19 protein-coding genes are annotated in these 17,394 nt (G+C 42.4%); 14 read left to right on the top strand and 5 right to left on the bottom strand.

The genetic code is table 11. The features are described 5' to 3' along the window. Positions 1 to 54: 54 nt before the first annotated feature. Positions 55 to 1,404, top strand: coding sequence for a dihydrolipoamide acetyltransferase family protein (locus tag CJ305_RS06390; RefSeq protein WP_099645406.1), 1,350 nt, complete (start codon positions 55 to 57; stop codon positions 1,402 to 1,404). On the opposite strand, the gene CJ305_RS06385 is transcribed toward CJ305_RS06390, so the two are convergent. After that, positions 1,401 to 1,826 carry a BLUF domain-containing protein gene (locus tag CJ305_RS06385; protein ID WP_099645405.1) on the bottom strand — a complete coding sequence of 142 codons (426 nt, stop codon included), beginning with the start codon at positions 1,824 to 1,826 and terminating at the stop codon, positions 1,401 to 1,403. The two genes, CJ305_RS06390 and CJ305_RS06385, sit on opposite strands and share 4 nt — an antisense overlap. A gap of 146 nt (positions 1,827 to 1,972) precedes the next feature. Here CJ305_RS06385 and CJ305_RS06380 point away from each other — a divergent pair, with 146 nt between their 5' ends. From CJ305_RS06380 to CJ305_RS06330, 11 genes are all read left to right on the top strand, one after another. After that, entirely contained in the window at positions 1,973 to 2,749 is a 777-nt protein-coding gene (locus CJ305_RS06380; RefSeq protein ID WP_099645404.1) for a 3'-5' exonuclease, read from the top strand. Positions 2,750 to 2,751: 2 nt separating this feature from the next. Then, positions 2,752 to 3,705, top strand: a complete 954-nt coding sequence (locus CJ305_RS06375; protein WP_099645403.1) for a carboxypeptidase-like regulatory domain-containing protein — start codon at positions 2,752 to 2,754, stop codon at positions 3,703 to 3,705. A gap of 3 nt (positions 3,706 to 3,708) precedes the next feature. Next, positions 3,709 to 4,320 (top strand): fumarylacetoacetate hydrolase family protein, encoded by a 612-nt coding sequence (locus CJ305_RS06370; protein WP_099645402.1) that lies wholly within the window; start codon positions 3,709 to 3,711, stop codon positions 4,318 to 4,320. A 16-nt stretch (positions 4,321 to 4,336) separates the two neighbouring features. After that, positions 4,337 to 4,678, top strand: a complete 342-nt coding sequence (locus tag CJ305_RS06365; protein ID WP_099645401.1) for an Hpt domain-containing protein — start codon at positions 4,337 to 4,339, stop codon at positions 4,676 to 4,678. Further along, positions 4,678 to 5,925, top strand: a complete 1,248-nt coding sequence (locus CJ305_RS06360) for a competence/damage-inducible protein A (RefSeq protein ID WP_099645400.1) — start codon at positions 4,678 to 4,680, stop codon at positions 5,923 to 5,925. The genes CJ305_RS06365 and CJ305_RS06360 overlap by 1 nt, the downstream gene beginning before the upstream one ends. Before the next feature lie 79 nt (positions 5,926 to 6,004). After that, positions 6,005 to 6,244, top strand: coding sequence for a 50S ribosomal protein L28 (gene rpmB / locus CJ305_RS06355; RefSeq protein WP_009780710.1), 240 nt, complete (start codon positions 6,005 to 6,007; stop codon positions 6,242 to 6,244). 23 nt (positions 6,245 to 6,267) lie between these two features. After that, on the top strand, positions 6,268 to 6,450 hold the full coding sequence (gene rpmG, locus CJ305_RS06350; RefSeq protein ID WP_028375871.1) for a 50S ribosomal protein L33: 183 nt from the start codon (positions 6,268 to 6,270) through the stop codon (positions 6,448 to 6,450). A 3-nt stretch (positions 6,451 to 6,453) separates the two neighbouring features. Continuing rightward, positions 6,454 to 6,606 carry a DUF4295 domain-containing protein gene (locus tag CJ305_RS06345; protein ID WP_099645399.1) on the top strand — a complete coding sequence of 51 codons (153 nt, stop codon included), beginning with the start codon at positions 6,454 to 6,456 and terminating at the stop codon, positions 6,604 to 6,606. A gap of 226 nt (positions 6,607 to 6,832) precedes the next feature. Then, the gene (ftsY, locus tag CJ305_RS06340) at positions 6,833 to 7,786 is read left to right on the top strand and encodes a signal recognition particle-docking protein FtsY (protein ID WP_099645398.1); all 954 of its coding nucleotides are present in this window, start codon (positions 6,833 to 6,835) and stop codon (positions 7,784 to 7,786) included. An 85-nt stretch (positions 7,787 to 7,871) separates the two neighbouring features. After that, positions 7,872 to 9,518, top strand: a complete 1,647-nt coding sequence (locus CJ305_RS06335) for an amidase family protein (RefSeq protein ID WP_099645397.1) — start codon at positions 7,872 to 7,874, stop codon at positions 9,516 to 9,518. Beyond that, positions 9,511 to 9,867 carry a hypothetical protein gene (locus CJ305_RS06330; protein WP_099645396.1) on the top strand — a complete coding sequence of 119 codons (357 nt, stop codon included), beginning with the start codon at positions 9,511 to 9,513 and terminating at the stop codon, positions 9,865 to 9,867. Before CJ305_RS06335 ends, CJ305_RS06330 begins: the two co-directional genes overlap by 8 nt. 37 nt (positions 9,868 to 9,904) lie before the next feature. Here CJ305_RS06330 and CJ305_RS06325 read toward each other — a convergent pair whose 3' ends face one another. Beyond that, on the bottom strand, positions 9,905 to 10,981 hold the full coding sequence (locus tag CJ305_RS06325; RefSeq protein ID WP_099645395.1) for a serine hydrolase domain-containing protein: 1,077 nt from the start codon (positions 10,979 to 10,981) through the stop codon (positions 9,905 to 9,907). Positions 10,982 to 11,152: 171 nt separating this feature from the next. Between CJ305_RS06325 and rimO the strand changes: the two genes are divergently transcribed. Then, on the top strand, positions 11,153 to 12,460 hold the full coding sequence (gene rimO, locus CJ305_RS06320; RefSeq protein ID WP_099645394.1) for a 30S ribosomal protein S12 methylthiotransferase RimO: 1,308 nt from the start codon (positions 11,153 to 11,155) through the stop codon (positions 12,458 to 12,460). 30 nt (positions 12,461 to 12,490) lie between these two features. Further along, on the top strand, positions 12,491 to 12,925 hold the full coding sequence (locus tag CJ305_RS06315) for a hypothetical protein (protein WP_143469353.1): 435 nt from the start codon (positions 12,491 to 12,493) through the stop codon (positions 12,923 to 12,925). Here the strand turns inward: CJ305_RS06315 and CJ305_RS06310 are convergent. The 3 genes from CJ305_RS06310 to CJ305_RS06300 all read right to left on the bottom strand — a co-directional run bounded on the left by CJ305_RS06310 (position 12,894) and on the right by CJ305_RS06300 (position 17,393). Further along, positions 12,894 to 13,892, bottom strand: a complete 999-nt coding sequence (locus CJ305_RS06310; protein WP_099645392.1) for a carboxypeptidase-like regulatory domain-containing protein — start codon at positions 13,890 to 13,892, stop codon at positions 12,894 to 12,896. The genes CJ305_RS06315 and CJ305_RS06310 overlap by 32 nt on opposite strands. Positions 13,893 to 13,961: 69 nt before the next feature. Continuing rightward, on the bottom strand, positions 13,962 to 16,811 hold the full coding sequence (locus tag CJ305_RS06305; RefSeq protein WP_394340044.1) for a M16 family metallopeptidase: 2,850 nt from the start codon (positions 16,809 to 16,811) through the stop codon (positions 13,962 to 13,964). A 15-nt stretch (positions 16,812 to 16,826) separates the two neighbouring features. Then, on the bottom strand, positions 16,827 to 17,393 hold the full coding sequence (locus CJ305_RS06300; RefSeq protein WP_099645391.1) for a mechanosensitive ion channel domain-containing protein: 567 nt from the start codon (positions 17,391 to 17,393) through the stop codon (positions 16,827 to 16,829). Position 17,394: the final 1 nt, after the last annotated feature.

Here is a 17,394-nt window from a genome sequence, read left to right as displayed (position 1 = left end):
TTATTTTTATTAAATTCGCAAAATATATCAACCAGAAACTTTTCTATTAATAATATGGCAAAATTTGAACTTAAGTTACCCAAAATGGGAGAAAGTGTTGCTGAAGCTACAGTGACTAATTGGCTCAAAGAAGTTGGGGATACCATTGAACTTGATGAACCCGTTGTTGAGATTGCCACAGATAAGGTAGATAGCGAGGTTCCCAGTGAAGTTTCGGGTACTTTGGTTGAAAAGTTTTACGAGGCTGATGATGTGGTTAAAGTGGGTGAAACACTGGCGATTATCGAGATTGACGGTGAGGATGCTCCTTCCGAAAGCAATTCTGAACCGGAGCAGGAATCTTCAGAAACTAATCAACAACAAAATGAAGAGCCTAAGAGTAATGAGGTAGAAGAAGCAGAAGCCATGGTAAACAAAGCCATGGAAGCAGCTTCAAAACCATCGATTTCCAATTCAGAAGATCGCTTTTACTCACCATTGGTCAAGAATATAGCTCAGCAGGAAGGTATTTCACAGGAAGAATTAGATACGGTTAACGGAACAGGTCTTGAAGGTCGGGTTACTAAAGACGATATTCTGGCTTACGTGGAAGAACGTAAATCCGGTAAAAAACCGGAAACTAAACAACCTGTGCAACCTAAAACCGAATCGAAGCCTGCAGCTCAGACTCAGGCTGCACCGGTTAGCGTAAATGGAGGTGACGAGATCATCGAGATGAGCCGTATGGGTAAAATGATCGCGAAGCATATGGTTGCTTCTGTACAAACTTCAGCACACGTACAGTCGTTTATTGAGGTAGATGTAACGGCGATTGTAAAATGGAGAGAGCGGGTTAAGAATGAGTTCCAAAAGCGGGAAGGGGAGAAGCTGACCTTTACCCCGATTTTTATGGAAGCGGTAGCAAAAGCCATCCGTGATTTTCCAATGATCAATATTTCAGTAGACGGTGACCGCGTTATAAAGCGTAAAAATATTAATCTGGGAATGGCCGCGGCTTTACCTGATGGAAACCTCATTGTTCCTGTTATTCGTAACGCAGATCAGCTCAATCTGGTAGGAATGGCCAAAGCGGTTAATGACCTGGCAAACCGTGCGCGAAATGGTAAACTTAAGCCCGATGATACTCAGGGTGGAACCTATACGGTTACTAACGTGGGAACCTTTGGCAGTATTATGGGAACTCCTATTATTAATCAGCCACAGGTAGGTATTTTGGCTTTAGGAGCCATTCGTAAAGTTCCTGCGGTCATAGAAACCCCCGAAGGAGATTTTATAGGCATTCGCCACAAAATGTTTTTATCGCACAGTTATGATCATCGTGTAGTTAATGGCGCATTGGGCGGCCAGTTCGTACAGCGCGTTGCGCAGTATCTGGAGGACTGGGATAGTGACCGTCAGGTTTAATTGTAAGTTTTAATCAATTCCTGAATTAACTTTAATTCAGGAATTGCCTTGTTCTTAGCTTCAATCCCGGCTAGCAGAAATCCTGCTTTAGGATCTGGGGTGTCTGTAAAGCTTTCAAGGGCTTGCTTATTAAGTTTGCGGTAAGCCATATTCCATGTGGCAAATGCATTTTTTTCAATATAACCTTCCCCCACCAGAATGAGATTAGTATGTCTGGGATCTTTAATGATCTTTTCATACAGACTGTTCAGCTTTTCTTCAGGTCCTTCGATATATTGAATAAATCTACTTTCGATATGTATTAAAATACCCGTGATAGAAGCACGCTCATTTTTTCTGCGAGAATTCTTCAAAAGCAGTTCCAGGTCGGCATCTTTCATAATGTGACTTTGGTCACTTAAGTACACAATATACTTGATCATAGTGCAATATAAATAAACCGCTTTAATTTCATTTGAAGTTTTTAGCAGAGTTATTTGGATCGAAAAGCATGCTGAAGTTCGTTTTTTAGTAGATAGCTGGGTAGTTTAATTCGGTTAACCGTACTTTTGCAGAAACAACCTTATCTATGAATTTAAACCTCTCCAGACCTATTTGTTTTTTTGACCTGGAAACTACCGGAGTCAATGTTGCAAATGATCGAATTGTAGAAATTTCAGTTTTAAAAGTTTTCCCTAACGGAAAAGAAGAAAAGCATACCTGGCTGGTAAACCCCACAATTCCTATTCCTCCTGAAACTACTGCGGTACACGGCATAAAAGATGAGGATGTGGCAGATAAGCCCACCTTTAAAGAATTGGCAAACGAGATTAACAATCTGATTAAAGATTCAGATCTGGCCGGTTTCAATTCCAATCGTTTTGATATCCCCTTATTGGCTGAAGAAATGCTTCGGGCTGATATTGATTTTGATATGAAAAACCGAAACGCGATTGACGTGCAGACCATTTTCCATAAAATGGAGCAACGTACGCTGAGTGCGGCATACAAGTTTTATTGCGATCAAAATCTGGATGACGCACACAGTGCAGAGGCAGATACAATCGCAACTTATGAGGTGCTCAAAGCACAGCTGGATCGTTACGAAGATTTGGAAAACAATATGAAGAGCCTGGCGGAATTTAGCGCGCGTAAGAAATTTGCCGATTTTGCGGGTTTCATTGCCTTTAATAAGGAAGGAGAAGAGGTTTTTTCCTTTGGAAAACACAAAGGGAAAAAAGTGGAAGACGTGCTTGAAAATGAACCGGGTTATTTTGGCTGGATTCAAAATGCCGATTTTCCGCTCTATACCAAAAAAGTGCTTACCGGCATCAAATTGCGAAAACTCAATACCAAGCTTGGATAACGATGCGTTTTCGGCTTACTATCCTAATTTTACTCGTCTTTACCTTTGGGCTTCAGGCTCAAAAGCTTGAGGTTCAGGCTCAGATAATCGATGCCGAATCTCAGCAGGGAATACCGTATGTGAATTTGTGGTTTGTAAACCTCAAAAAAGGAACATCGGCAACGGCGCAGGGAAAATTAAGTTTTTCCGTAGACCGGGCGCTGTTAGAAAAGTTGGTAGTGTTGAGTTGTGTTGGTTATAAGCGGGATACCCTAACGGTACAAAAGCTTATGAACAGCACAGTTTCGTTAGAAAAATCAACAGATGAACTTGACGAAGTAAGAATTCAGCCTATTCGAGGTGATAATCGCAAACGGGTAAACTCATTTAGAGGTAAACGCATTGTGGGTCTGGGTAATTTTAGTGGAGGTGCTTACCCTTCTGCGTTGGCCCGGTTTTACAGTAAACCACAGGATTTTGATGCGTTTTGTTTTCTTGAAGAGGTAGAGGTGCAGTTCTATCAGGTTTATGGAACACTCAATCCTGCCGGGAAATTTAGATTGCGCGTTCTCGAGGTAGGAAAAGACGGCATACCGGGAGAGGATTTGTTAAGTACAAATAAAATTCTTTCGCGCAGCGAAGACCAGCGAAAGTTAAAGATTGATTTAACCCCTTACCGTTTACAGGTTCCCGAGGAGGGAATATTTATTGCGGTAGAGCATCTTTTTATTGAAGAAAATGCTTTTATTGAAACCGTACCGGTTCGCGTGAATGATACTGCTGCCGTGACGATGTATGAATTGAAGCGGTACGGTCCTGTTTTTAAGGGTGTTGAAACGTATGCTAACGAAAAAAATCAGCGTTCTTTTTACCGAAGTATTGATGGCTGGAAACCTGTAAATTTGCTCAACACCAAAGGGAGTACATTAGAGGGTAAATTTCCGGCTCCCGCATTTAAAGTAACGTTTACAGATTAGTTTATGAAAATCATTTGCATCGGGCAGAATTATAACGAGCACGTTAAGGAGCTTAATAGTAAACCGGCAGGCGAGCCCTTGTTTTTTCTAAAGCCGGATTCTGCGATACTGCTCAACAAACATCCTTTTGTAATACCCGAGTTTACTAACGAAGTACATTATGAGGTTGAAGTGCTTATACGCATCAATCGCCTTGGCAAATACATTGAGCCTAAATTTGCTCATAAATACTATGATGAGATTGGTCTGGGGATTGATTTTACGGCACGTGACCTGCAACGCAGCTGTAAAGAGAAAGGACATCCCTGGGAAAAAGCCAAAGGTTTTGACGGTTCTGCAGTCATAGGATCCTGGCTTCCCAAGGAAAAATTCAAAGATTTGAATAATATCAATTTTCATTTGAAAAAAAATGATGAAATTGTACAACATGGAAATACCGGTGATATGATATACGATATCGCGACGCTTATTGCGCACGTTTCCAGGTTTATGACTTTAAAAATAGGAGACGTCCTCTTCACCGGAACACCGGCTGGAGTAGGACCTGTCGCCATAAATGATCGTTTGACAGGCTTTCTGGAAGATCAGGAGCTTTTTAGCGTAACTATTAAATAACCCAAATTACAGGATTATGCCCAAACATTATGACCTTTACCAACTGGAAGACATGTCTGGTGGAGACAAAGAATTTATGCAAACTGTTGTGGAAACCTTTCTAACTGAAATTCCGCCAGATCTTCAAAGTATGAATATGGCCATTGACAACGACAATCATCGTATGGCTTATCAATTTGCGCACAAAATGAAACCCAATCTTGAGATGTTTGGTATTGATTTAATTCGTGAGATTTCGGCGATGGAACGTTGGGCAGACAGCACAAAACCTACATCTGCTATCAGGCCGCAGCTTGAAACGATAAATAGAATGGTTTCTGATGCCATCGAAGAGATGCGCAAAGACTGGAAAATGTAATGCAGGCACATATCATTACAATTGGTGATGAGATTCTCATTGGCCAGATTGTAGACACCAATTCCGCCTTTATTGCCAAAGAACTTGATAAAATTGGCATTGAAGTTTCGGAGATTTCTTCCATTTCAGATAATAAGCAGCACATCATTGATACCTTGAATGCGGCCAGAAAGCACGCTCAGGTAGTTTTAATTACAGGTGGTTTGGGGCCTACAAAAGATGATGTGACCAAGTATACCTTTTGCGAGTTCTTTAAAGATGAACTCGTTGAGGATGCGTCTGTTTTGGCCAATATTGAACGTATTTTTAAACATCATGTAGGCAGGCCTATGCTTCCGGCAAACCGATCTCAGGCATTGGTGCCCAGTACTTGCACGGTTTTAATGAACCAAAATGGTACTGCCCCAGGAATGTGGATGAAAATGGATGATACCGTGTTCATCTCGATGCCCGGAGTGCCGTTTGAGATGAAAGCCTTAATGACCGATGAGGTGATTCCCCGGCTTCAGAAAGAGTATAGCAGGCCCTATATCCTCCATAAAACCTTACAAACTTACGGACGCGGGGAGAGTGAGATTGCAGACACGATTGAGGATTTTGAGAATAATCTGCCTTCTGATATCAAATTGGCTTATCTGCCCGCTTTAGGTAAAGTGCGATTACGACTCTCTACCAAAGGTCCTGATCGTGAGGTTTTGGAGCAGAAATTGGGTGAACAGATCGCAAAGCTGCAGGAATTGATAGGCGACATCATCGTAGGTTATGATGATGGCGAATTGATCGAGGTCGTAGTAGGGAATCTTTTTAAACAGAAGAATAAAACGCTGGCTGTCGCCGAAAGCTGTACCGGAGGACAAATTGCTGCGGCTATAACGGCTATTCCGGGAGCTTCAGGCTATTTTAAAGGCGGAATGGTCACCTACGCCACACACAGCAAGGTAGAACTGCTTAAAATCGATCAAAAGCTAATTGACGAGCATTCCGTGGTGAGTGCCCCTGTGGCCGAAGCAATGGCTTTGGCAGTTAAAAATTGGTACAAGTCAGACTTTGCCGTTTCGACAACCGGCAATGCGGGCCCTTCCAGGGGAGATTCTGATGCAGATGTGGGTACTGTTTTTATAGGAATCGCCACTCCAGATGGGGTTTTTTCGCAGGAATTTAAGATGGGAAGTCAACGGGAGCGGGTCATTTCAAAAAGTGTAAACAAGGCTTTTGAAATGCTTCAAAAAGAAATTTTAAAAAACTAGGCTTTTGTGTTGGTCAACTTGTTTTAGTTCTGTAAATTTGCACCCTGTTTTTCAGTAACACATTATAAAGTTAAGAATCATGTCAAGAGTTTGTGAGCTTACGGGCAAAAAAGCAATGGTAGGAAACAATGTTTCTCACGCGATGAATAAAACCAAGCGTAAATTTGATGCCAATCTAATCAAAAAACGTTTTTACATCCCTGAGGAAGATAAGTGGATCACACTTAAAATTTCTACAGCCGCTCTTAAAAATATAAATAAGAAAGGAATTACTGCTGTGCTTAAGGAAGCGCGCGCTAAAGGCTTTCTTACTAAGTAATAACGGTATAACGATTAGGAATTATGGCAAAGAAAGGCAATAGAGTACAGGTAATTTTAGAGTGCACAGAGCATAAAGCTTCCGGAAAACCGGGAACTTCTCGTTATATTACCACTAAGAATAAGAAGAACACCCCAGATAGAATGGAGTTGAAAAAATTCAACCCAATCTTGAATAAAATGACTGTTCACAAAGAAATAAAATAAGACATGGCAAAGAAATCAGTAGCAACATTACAGACCGGTTCAAAACGTTTGACCAAAGCCATTAAAATGGTAAAATCTCCTAAGACAGGTGCTTATACGTTTGTAGAAGCCGTAATGACACCAGAAATGGTTGGAGACTTTTTAGATAAAAAATAAAACATTGTAAATGTTTAGCTGGAGCCGTTGCACATTGTGTGACGGCTTTTTGTATTTTCAGATTTGCACCGTCTAAAGGTATATAGACTGGTGCGTGTTGAGAAACGGGAATTAGGTTTCCTTAGAACACTTCTGTGACTTGCCCTGAGGTTATTTACTTTTAGTGATTTCAAAATCCTTTTAAAGGCAATACCTTTGCGCAGCTAACCAATGCATCCTGAATACGATGAGTTTTTTTAAAAATATCTTTTCCAAAGAAAAAAAGGAAACTTTAGACAAAGGTCTGGAGAAAACCAATACCAACTTTTTAAGCAAACTGGGTAAAGCCGTTGCAGGTAAGAGTAAGGTCGATGATGAAGTGCTTGATGATCTGGAAGAAGTACTGGTGTCTAGTGACGTAGGCGTGGCAACGACTATTAAAATCATCGACCGAATTGAAGCCCGTGTTGCTAAGGATAAATATCTGGGAACCGAAGAACTCAACTCCATTTTGCGAGAGGAAATCGCAGGTTTACTAAGCGAAACCAATGCCGGTAATGCAACCGAATTTTCGGTTCCTGCTAAAAAACCTTATGTAATCATGGTCGTAGGCGTTAATGGTGTGGGTAAGACTACAACCATTGGTAAACTCGCGCACCAGTTTAAACAAAAAGGATTAAAGGTAGTTCTCGGAGCCGGCGATACCTTTAGAGCGGCGGCAATTGATCAACTTCAGATTTGGGCAGATCGGGTAGATGTACCTATCATCAAGCAGCAAATGGGCAGTGATCCTGCTTCCGTGGCTTACGATACCGTGCAAAGTGCAGTAAAAATGGATGCCGATGTGGTAATCATTGATACCGCGGGACGTTTGCACAACAAAGTAAACCTGATGAATGAGCTGAGTAAGGTAAAACGGGTGATGCAAAAGGTAATTGCCGATGCACCAGATGAGGTACTACTTGTTTTAGATGGCTCTACCGGTCAAAATGCTTTTGAGCAGGCCAAACAATTTACGGCAGCTACCGAAGTGACTTCGCTTGCAGTTACCAAGCTTGACGGTACTGCGAAAGGTGGCGTGGTTATCGGTATCAGTGATCAGTTTCAAATTCCCGTAAAATACATTGGAGTAGGTGAGGGTATTGAAGATTTACAGGTATTTAATAAGATTGAATTTGTAGATTCATTTTTTAGGGTCTAGGAATTAGTAAATACATCAAAATAGAAAGGCATCCACATTAGTGAGATGCCTTTTTGTATTTTTAGTGGAAAATTTACTTCATACTATGAAAAAACTAGTACTTCTTTTCACAGCTCTAGCTGTCCTTTCGTGTAAAGAAAATCAATCTGCATCAAAAGTTGAAGAATCTACAGAAACTGTAAAAGACACCACCGTCAAAGAACGCGAGTATGTCGTGCTCGATTCTAAAGTTCTAAATACCGAAGCGCTCTGGGCACCATTTCAAGATGCATTGGAAAAATTTTCGGAAGCTGATTATAAAAAAGTAAAAGCACTTGCTTTCGAAAAAACCATACCCGAAATTCAGGAGGCTGTTGCAACGGGTAAACTTACCTACGAAGAACTGGTTCTTTTTTATTTAAGCCGAATTAAAAAATACGACCGAAATAACGAGCTGTCGCTAAACTCCGTTATTGCCTTAAATCCCAAAGTTTTGGATGAAGCACGGGAATTGGACCAAGCAGGTAAGGAGTCTGTAGATCGATATTCCATCTACGGAATGCCTGTTTTGCTTAAGGATAATATCAATGCCGCCGGTATGCCAACCACGGCCGGTGCAGTAGTATTTGAGAATAACAATACGGGTGATGCATTTATAACCCAAAAACTAAACGAACAGGGAGCCCTGATTCTAGGAAAAGCCAATCTAAGCGAGTGGGCTTATTTCTTTTGTAACGATTGCCCCAGCGGCTATTCGGCTGTTGGCGGACAAACCTTAAACCCCTACGGTCGTAAAATTCATGATACCGGCGGTTCCAGTTCGGGGAGCGGAGTTTCAATGGCAGCCAACTTTGCCGTTGCTGCGGTAGGATCAGAAACCAGCGGATCTATTTTGTCACCGTCCAGTGCTAATTCGGTTGTCGGGCTTAAACCTACGATTGGTTTGCTTTCCCGCGGCGGTATCGTGCCTATCTCGAGTACGCTCGACACACCGGGCCCAATGACACGCTCGGTAATTGACAATGCAATTTTGTTGCAGGCGATGACGGGGCTCGATCCCGAAGACGAGAAGGCGGTTAAACTGGCAGCAACAAAAACTGATTATGTAAAGTCTTTAAAAGATTTGGATGCCAAAGAATTCCTGAAAGGTAAACGCCTTGGGTATTATAAAAGTTACGAGGATACCTTATATATTCAAGCGGTTGCGGCATTACGGGATGCCGGTGCTACCTTGGTAGAACTGGAGCGTCCTGAGATTGGTCTTCCGCAGTTTTTACGCGTACTCAATCTCGATATGCAAAAAGATCTACCGGCTTATATAGCTGCGTATGGAGCCAAAGATCTTGCAGTGAAAGATCTAAATGACATCACGGCTTACAATAAAAAGGATTCCTTAGTTCGCGTGCCTTACGGTCAGGGTTTGTTGTACGGCGTGCTTGCAGATTCGACTTCTGCTGAAGAATTCACCGCAATTAAAGACACCTTAGAACGCAACGGAAGGCAGTTTTTTGATGAACCCATGAAAGCGAATGACCTGGATGCAGTATTGTCTATCAATAATTATATGGCAGGTTACGCGGCAGTAGCCAAATATCCGGCAATTACGGTGCCTATGGGCTATTCTGAAACCAATCAGCCGATGGGACTTACCTTTATCGCACCAACCTTATCAGAAGAACTCTTGCTTCAGTTGGCTTATGCCTATGAAAGCATTTCGCAAAAGCGAAAGACTCCGGGAGATTTTGATGAGTAAGTTTAATTCTAAATCATTCAATGATATAAAAATCAATCCCTGGGGTTTTGGTTTAATATTTTTTATTGTGGGAGTTTATTTTATGGCTAATGATTTTAAGCTGCCCAGTTTTTTTCTATTTGAAAAAACCAATGAGGTAAGGGCAACAATCGTAGAAATCAAACCAACTTACGGAATTAAAGGTCGTGTATTGCAATTACTAATTTACGAATATAAGGTGGAAGATAGCTTGTATCAGGATCGTGTAAAAGCAGGTTTTGGATATGGCTATAAACACGTTGGTGATCAATTGCTCGTTGAATATTCGGTTAATAATCCGCAAAAAAATGAGGTCATAGGGCAGTACTAACAAATAGCAGAAATGAATTTAGCAATAGTCTCAAATTTCATTTAAAAACCTCCTTCAACAACCCCCACAACTCATTATCAAAAGTCGTAGGTCCCAGGTCGTCGGCATCAGCTGCGGGACCCAGGCGTACAATAACCCGGTTTTGACTGGGAATTACGTAGAGCTTTTTATCGTTGGCCCCCAGACCGGCAATGAGATCATCCGGAGCATTGGGAATTAATTTCCCGGTAAAGCTTTCTGTAAGGCTGGGAAGTTTGAAACTGCTTTTTCCATTTAGCCACCAAAGATATCCGTAAGCCGGGTTAAGCGACTGTGACGTATTGGTCATCGCATCCCAGTAGTCGGTATTCAGCAGCTTGTTTTCGCCCCAGGTTCCTTTATTTAAATTGAGAAGTCCAAAGCGCGCCATCCCACGGGCTGTACTAAAATATACATTATTGTAGCCCAGACTTACCCAGCGACCGTCCATACCTATTCGGTCTTTCAGCTCTGCTTTAAAAAAAGCCTCAAAACCATTTGGAGCTGCGGCATCAAGTACGGGCTGAAGCAGGGTGTAATACGCATTGTAATAGTACCATTCGGTTCCCGGAGCTGCGCGATAGTACAGGCATTCCGGGTCATAGCAATGAATGTCCCCCCTCGTGAAGTCCCCACCCGAAGTCATCGTAAGTTGGTTTTTTATGGTAATCGCATCTTCCTGAGCCGGGGTCATAGAGGTCCAGCCTCTGCCCAGATAATCGGTGGTTTTGTCATCAAGCTCTAACAATCCCTTTTGTTCAGCCAGCCCTACCGTAAAAGCTGTCAGGGTTTTTCCGGCAGAATTCCAGGGAAAGAAATCTGTCGCAGTTTTTCCGTTGTAATAGGCTTCAAAAGCTATTTTTCCGTTTTCTAAAATGATAAAGGCTTCGGTATTGGTGTCTGTAAGAAAAGTATCCAGATCATTCAATGCTGCAGTATTCCATCCCAATTCGGCGGGGCTTACCGTCTCCCAGGATGAACCGGTCAATGGTGGAAAGTACAGGTTTTCATCAGGGGCGGGACCTTCGGCATCATCAGAGCCCGAAGAACAGGAGCAAACCAAAAGCGCAGCAAAAAGATATAAAAGAGTCTTCATAAACAGGGATTTACGGCTTTGACCAAATTACACATAAAATGGTTTAATCAGAATGGTCACTTTTTAAAATAGAACAAAAAATCGACTTATTCCGGGCATGCAGATACCTTGGTTAGGAGCTTATAGATTGACGAATTTACCGTATCTTTGCGCCCCGAAATAAAGAGCCTTATGCGTACTAAAACCCTTAAGAAGAACAAAATAAACGTGGTAACCCTGGGTTGCTCAAAGAACGTTTATGACAGTGAAGTGTTGATGGGCCAGCTGCGTGCCAACAATAAAGAGGTTGCGCACGAGGAAGAAGGGAATGTTGTGGTAATTAATACCTGTGGTTTTATCGCTAACGCGAAAGAAGAATCGGTGAATACCATTCTGGAATACGTACAAAAGAAAGATGACGGCCTGGTTGATAAGGTTTTTGTTACGGGTTGCCTTTCTGAACGTTATAAACCCGATTTGCAAAAGGAAATCCCTAATGTAGATCAATATTTTGGTACTACCGAACTTCCGGGATTACTGAAGGCTTTAGGTGCAGATTACAAGCACGAACTCATTGGCGAACGCTTAACGACTACGCCAAAAAATTACGCGTATTTAAAGATTGCTGAAGGTTGTGACCGTCCCTGCTCGTTTTGTGCAATCCCATTGATGCGTGGGGGGCATAAAAGTACGCCTATTGAAAATCTGGTTATCGAAGCCGAAAAGCTAGCTGCAAACGGAATTAAGGAACTTATTCTAATCGCTCAGGATCTTACCTACTACGGGCTTGATTTGTACAAGCAGCGGGCACTTGGCAAGCTTTTGCGCGAGTTGGTAAAGGTGGAAGGCATTGAGTGGATTCGTTTGCATTACGCGTTTCCTACCGGCTTCCCGATGGATGTGCTTGATGTGATGCTCGAAGAACCAAAGGTTTGTAATTATATTGACATTCCGTTACAGCATATTTCAACCAAATTGCTGAAGTCGATGCGTCGAGGGACTACCTACGAAAAAACCAACGCTTTATTGAAAACCTTTCGGGAGAAAGTACCGCAAATGGCGATACGTACAACCTTGATTGTGGGCTATCCGGGTGAAACTCAGGAAGATTTTGAGCTATTGCGTGATTGGGTTAAAGAAATGCGTTTTGAGCGTTTGGGTTGTTTTACCTATTCGCATGAAGAAAATACCCACGCGTATAATCTGGAAGACGATGTTCCGGAAGACGTAAAGATGGAGCGTGCCAACGAGATTATGGCGTTGCAGTCGCAGATCAGCTGGGAATTGAATCAGGAAAAAATTGGGAAGGAGTTTCGCATTGTGATTGACCGTAAAGAAGGAAACTATTTTGTGGGTAGAACCGAATTTGACTCACCGGATGTGGACAACGAAGTTCTGATAGACGCCACGAAACATTATTTGAAAACCGGAGAATATACCCGGGTTAAAATTACAGACGCTGAAGATTTTGATTTGTACGCCGAGCCTGTAACCAAATAATTGGTTATTTTAGAAGTACAAACCATTATTATGAACACAATTACTTCTAAACTGCATAAAAAGCAACGCAACTACTTATTGATTTTTGGCTGTTTGTATTTGATTTTGGGAAGTATTGAATATGTGTTTGATTCTGGCTCTGTCCTAAATTGGTCGTATCTGGTTTTTGGTATAGTTATGCTGATCGTACTGGGCTACCAACTCTACAATAAGCGATTATTTTCTGTAATTAAGTGGAATTCTAAAAAGCTGATATTAAAAGCACCTGAGCAAAAACCGATTGTTTTTGACAAGAAAGCAATTAAATCAATTAAACTTACCGATAAAAGCCTGACCATCAACGCAGGTTTAGGTTCTGGTGAAATGTTTGATCTCGATTATTTTAAGGAAAAGGATCTTAAATTTTTTAAAGAGGACTTTCTTCACGATGAATCTACAGCTTATAATTTAGCGGAAGCATCGTAGCAATTCGTCGTATCCCCATATCTCCGCCAATGATTATTGCAGAAGGTGGAAAGTGATTGCCAAATTTATCAATCTGAAACGGCCTTTTAGCAGTTATAGTAGACTGCTCATCATTTTCAAAAAGAATCGAAAGCTTGTCTGCTGTTTGCTCCACGTGCATATTTTCTTCTCCCTCCTGTAAGTTGAAGTATTTATAAGGTGGTACCTCAAAACTTTTATAAAAAATGCGGAAACCGTTTTCCCGAAGCTTTTGAGTTCCCAATGAGCGCATAAAGTGAAGAGTCGAACCTTCAAAGGCTTTATCGCGGTTCTTTTTAAAACGTCGCGGTACTTTAGATTTAAGTTCCCTAAAAAAGCTGGTACCCTCGTAATAAACCATATATACCAGATTCAAATCAGAGGTCAGGCTCTTTTCGTAATCGGCATAAAAATCCCCTAATTCATAATCAATAATATAACCCAGGTATTTATTTTCGATCTTAATAGGTTTGTTGGCCCAGACAACCAGTCTGTTTTTGGAAGCGCTGTAATGCAGTTTTATAACTTCTTCATTGAGGATTTTAACTTGCTGAGATGCCTGGGTTCGGCCTAAAAACTCCCGTTTAAATTCCCGCATTTTATGTTCCCGCGACCAGGGATCGGTTTCCAGAAAGACTTCGTCTAATTGCTCGGTGCTTTCTGTTAAGTAAACATCAGGAAGTTCACCGCTATTTTGATAGTTATTTATGTAGACCGGATTGTAGCCCAGCATACTAATAACCAGCGCACTCTTTACTCCCGGCTGTATAGCAATCGAGTAATGGCCGTCCCTATTGGTAATCGTACCTAAAGTGGTTCCGTCAAAATAAATGGAAACATCTGCCAGTGCGGTAGTATCCTGAGCGCTATAAACGTAACCCGTTAGTTTATTTTGGGCGTAGCCCGAAAGCGAAAACCAAAGCCCAAATACAAGTATGAAAAACCTCATAAAAATAAAAACTATTAGTATAGTTATAAAACTACACTAATAGTTTTCAAATAGCGAAACTTCTCGACCTTATTTTTTCAAAGCTTGCTGAGGTTCGAGATTTTCTGTTACGAGTTGCACGTCAAGACCCAGATCTTTCACTTTTTGAAGCTGAGTTTTGGCATCCCCTACGATTACATAAATCATCTTATCAGGGTCGGCGTAGGCTGTTGCCAGCGACTTGATTTTATCAAGCGTGATAGTTTTCATCGTTTCCTGTTGTTTTAGGATATAGTCTGGCTTGTAGTTGAACGTAGCGATTTCGCCCAGATAATTTAGTTTGGCGCCGGGGGTTTCAAAACCACGGGCCTCACTTTTCAAGAAATAGCCTTTGGTGAGTTCGAGATCTTCCTCGTCAAAATCAGTCGCATAGCTGCTCATAATATCACGTACAAGCTGCGTACTTTCTGCAGTTACATTGCTGCGGACTCCGCTGGTCACCATGAAGGGACCGGGCAGGGCAGAACCCTCAAAACGGGAACGAATACCATAGGTATAGCCTTTGGTTTCGCGCAGCATTTGGGTAAGCTCACTGGCAAAACCACCACCACCCAGACGGTAATTCATCATCGTTGCCGGTAAATAATCAGGGTTTGAAGCGGCAAGGGCTATATAACCAAATCGCAATTGAGACTGCTTGGCATCAGGCACGTCCAGAAAATAAACAACCGGTTTTTCAGGCGTTTTATCAAACTTTGGAGCGGGAATGTTTATTTCCTTACGAGACCAATTGGTTACAAGTGGTTCTAATGCCGAAAGGGCAGCAGCTTCATTTAATGCCCCTACGAGTTGCACATCGGTGAGATTAGGAACCAGATTTTCGTAGTAGTTCTTTAAATCTTTAAGCTGAAGGCCTTCAACAGATTGCGTGGTGCCCAGAATGTTTTTGGCCAACACATGGTCCTTTCCGTATATGGCTTTCGCGAAAGCGAGATCGGCAATACTACCGGGATCTGCTTTTTGCTGTTGAATGCGGGTGAGCACTTCTTTTTTCTGAAGTTCAAATTCTGAAGCATCCCAGCGTGGTTGTAAAAGCATTTCAGAGACTAAAGCCATCGTCTGATCAAAATTGCGGGCCAGAGTAGTTCCGCGTAACGTGATGCTTTCAGAGCCGGCATATACGTAAACCGAAGCACCCAGCAAATCTAAAGCTTCCTCAAGCTCGGCTGTGGTTTTGGTTGCGGTACCTTTGGTCATTAATCCTGCGGTAAGATTGGCAACTCCGTTTTTATTTTCGGGCTCCAGGAGCAAACCGCCTTGCATTTTAAATTCAAAATTTACCAGAGGCACTTCATCACTGAGAATGCCATAAACCTGCATTCCGTTTTCTAGTTGTTGCGACCAGACTTCCGGAACTTTAACCTCAGGTGATTTGCCGTAAGGTGGTTCAACGCTGCGGTCAAATGAGGAAGAAGTACGCTCGTATTCGGCAGTTAGGGATGGATCAAAGCTTTCTTCGGCACCGTTTACGATTTGCTCTTCCACAACTTCAGCCGGCTCTGCTCCTTCGAGAGCCAGAACAGCTTCGCCTTTGGGCACAAAACTGGTTACTACATAATTTTTGCCTTTGATGTAGGTATCGTAGGCTGCCTTTACGTCAGCCGCAGTAACCGCGTGTATTTCTTTAATATCCTGATTGATGTAGCCCGGGCTTCCGGCGAAAATCTGGTATTGCGCCAGTTGAAACCCTTTGCCTAAAACACTGCTCAGGCTATTGAAAAAGCGGGTTTCCTGTGTGGCTTTGATGCGCTCCAGATCGCGCTCGCTGATTCCGTTTGCTTCAAACAGTGCAAAAGCCTGCTCAATCCCGGTTTTTACGGAATCGAGATCAACGCCGGCATTTGCACGTACGCTAAGACTGACTTCCCCGGCCAGTTCAGAACCGGAATAGCGCATAAACGGGTTGGTTGCAAGCTGAAGCGTATCAACAAGGATGCTGTTAAGCGGTGCTTTCTTCCCTTCAGAGAGATAGGTTGTAAGTACGCTCAGCGCGTACGAATGGGGCGTATATTCTGCAGGAGCCGGCCAGGTCATCGTAAGCTGTGGCAGGCGAGCGAAATTGTCTTCGTAAAAAAGACTTTTAGTAGTCTCTAAAGTTGGAATACGTTTTTCGAGCGGCGTAACTTCTTCGCCACGAGGGATTTCGCCAAAATACTTTTGAACCCATTCTTTAACCTGAGCGGGGTCAAAATCTCCTGCAATGCTCAGCGTTACATTATTGGGCACATACCAGCGGTTGTAGAATTCTTTCACATCGGCCAGGGTCGCGTTTTGTAAATCTTCAAGCGAACCAATCACCTGCCAGTTGTAAGGATGATCCTTCGGATACAGATTTTTATGAATCACATAGCGCTCGTGCCCGTAAGGACGGTTATCGTAGCTCTGACGCTTTTCGTTCTTAACCACTTGCTTTTCTTTAGCCAAAACCGGTTCAGTTACCGTATTTATGAAATAGCCCAGCTTATCCGCTTCGGCCCAAATCATCTTCTCCAGCGCATCGCTGGGCACGGTCTGAAAGTAATTGGTACGATCCCGGTTGGTCGAACCATTAGCTCCGCTGCCACCTACACGGGCGCTCAGTTTATCAAGACCGCCTTTACCCAGGTTTTCAGATTCTAAAAACAGAAGGTGCTCAAAGAGATGAGCAAAACCGGTACGCCCTTCTTTCTCACGGGCAGAGCCCACGTGCGCCGTAAGTGCGACTGCTGCCACAGGATCTGAGGTGTCCTGATGCAGAATCACCGTAAGCCCGTTATCTAAGGTGTATTCTTCATAGGATACTTCAAAGTCAGACTGGACTTCTTCGGTTTTTGTTTCGGTTTTGCAGGCTGTAAAAGCACAGATAGCAAGTAACAGAACGCTAATTTTCTGGATCATCATAAAGGTGTAAGTGTGTTAATCTTCTATTTGAGAACGGTTGGCATCCCCATCGTCCTCGTCTTCGGTGGGGTTTTCTTCAAAAAATTCTTCGGGCTTCATAATGCGCATGGTTTTCTGAGCTACTATGGTATTGGCAAGTGTATAGACGTGATTGTCTTTATTCCGCAGGTGTAAAAAGAAGAGGGTAATATTTTCTACACGACCGGCCATCGGAAAGTCCTTATCTACAATTTCCACATAATCCCCAATTTTTAGCGGATGATTGAAAAAGAGTATAAGTCCCGAAGTGATATTGCTCAACAAGGACCATTGTGCAAAAAAGGCAACGCCTAAAATAGTCAAAATAGAGCCAATACCCGCGATAATCTCATTACCATCCAGACCCCAGATCATTGCCAGAGAAAAACCCAGAACCACAAAAAAGATGATGTTGAGTATTTTTATGGTAATCTGCTTGCGGGTGATATCAAAATTTGCGCGCAGATAGCGTTTTACAATGAGTTTAGATACTGCATAGCGCACCAAAAGCAGTACGACAAGCAGGATTGTACTTTCAAGTATTTTGAGTTCTATGAAATTCACA

Source organism: Leeuwenhoekiella nanhaiensis, assembly GCF_002744755.1.
Classification (GTDB): domain Bacteria; phylum Bacteroidota; class Bacteroidia; order Flavobacteriales; family Flavobacteriaceae; genus Leeuwenhoekiella; species Leeuwenhoekiella nanhaiensis.
Note: the sequence above shows the minus strand (reverse complement) of the source record. Positions and strands in the feature narration are given on the sequence as shown.

Bases quoted from the DNA above. Each gene is read 5' to 3' on its own strand.
- CJ305_RS06390 (WP_099645406.1), top strand. From the start codon at position 55: ATGGCAAAATTTGAACTTAAGTTACCCAAAATGGGAGAAAGTGTTGCT.
- CJ305_RS06385 (WP_099645405.1), bottom strand. From the start codon at position 1,826: ATGATCAAGTATATTGTGTACTTAAGTGACCAAAGTCACATTATGAAA.
- CJ305_RS06380 (WP_099645404.1), top strand. From the start codon at position 1,973: ATGAATTTAAACCTCTCCAGACCTATTTGTTTTTTTGACCTGGAAACT.
- CJ305_RS06375 (WP_099645403.1), top strand. From the start codon at position 2,752: ATGCGTTTTCGGCTTACTATCCTAATTTTACTCGTCTTTACCTTTGGG.
- CJ305_RS06370 (WP_099645402.1), top strand. From the start codon at position 3,709: ATGAAAATCATTTGCATCGGGCAGAATTATAACGAGCACGTTAAGGAG.
- CJ305_RS06365 (WP_099645401.1), top strand. From the start codon at position 4,337: ATGCCCAAACATTATGACCTTTACCAACTGGAAGACATGTCTGGTGGA.
- CJ305_RS06360 (WP_099645400.1), top strand. From the start codon at position 4,678: ATGCAGGCACATATCATTACAATTGGTGATGAGATTCTCATTGGCCAG.
- rpmB (WP_009780710.1), top strand. From the start codon at position 6,005: ATGTCAAGAGTTTGTGAGCTTACGGGCAAAAAAGCAATGGTAGGAAAC.
- rpmG (WP_028375871.1), top strand. From the start codon at position 6,268: ATGGCAAAGAAAGGCAATAGAGTACAGGTAATTTTAGAGTGCACAGAG.
- CJ305_RS06345 (WP_099645399.1), top strand. From the start codon at position 6,454: ATGGCAAAGAAATCAGTAGCAACATTACAGACCGGTTCAAAACGTTTG.
- ftsY (WP_099645398.1), top strand. From the start codon at position 6,833: ATGAGTTTTTTTAAAAATATCTTTTCCAAAGAAAAAAAGGAAACTTTA.
- CJ305_RS06335 (WP_099645397.1), top strand. From the start codon at position 7,872: ATGAAAAAACTAGTACTTCTTTTCACAGCTCTAGCTGTCCTTTCGTGT.
- CJ305_RS06330 (WP_099645396.1), top strand. From the start codon at position 9,511: ATGAGTAAGTTTAATTCTAAATCATTCAATGATATAAAAATCAATCCC.
- CJ305_RS06325 (WP_099645395.1), bottom strand. From the start codon at position 10,981: ATGAAGACTCTTTTATATCTTTTTGCTGCGCTTTTGGTTTGCTCCTGT.
- rimO (WP_099645394.1), top strand. From the start codon at position 11,153: ATGCGTACTAAAACCCTTAAGAAGAACAAAATAAACGTGGTAACCCTG.
- CJ305_RS06315 (WP_143469353.1), top strand. From the start codon at position 12,491: ATGAACACAATTACTTCTAAACTGCATAAAAAGCAACGCAACTACTTA.
- CJ305_RS06310 (WP_099645392.1), bottom strand. From the start codon at position 13,892: ATGAGGTTTTTCATACTTGTATTTGGGCTTTGGTTTTCGCTTTCGGGC.
- CJ305_RS06305 (WP_394340044.1), bottom strand. From the start codon at position 16,811: ATGATGATCCAGAAAATTAGCGTTCTGTTACTTGCTATCTGTGCTTTT.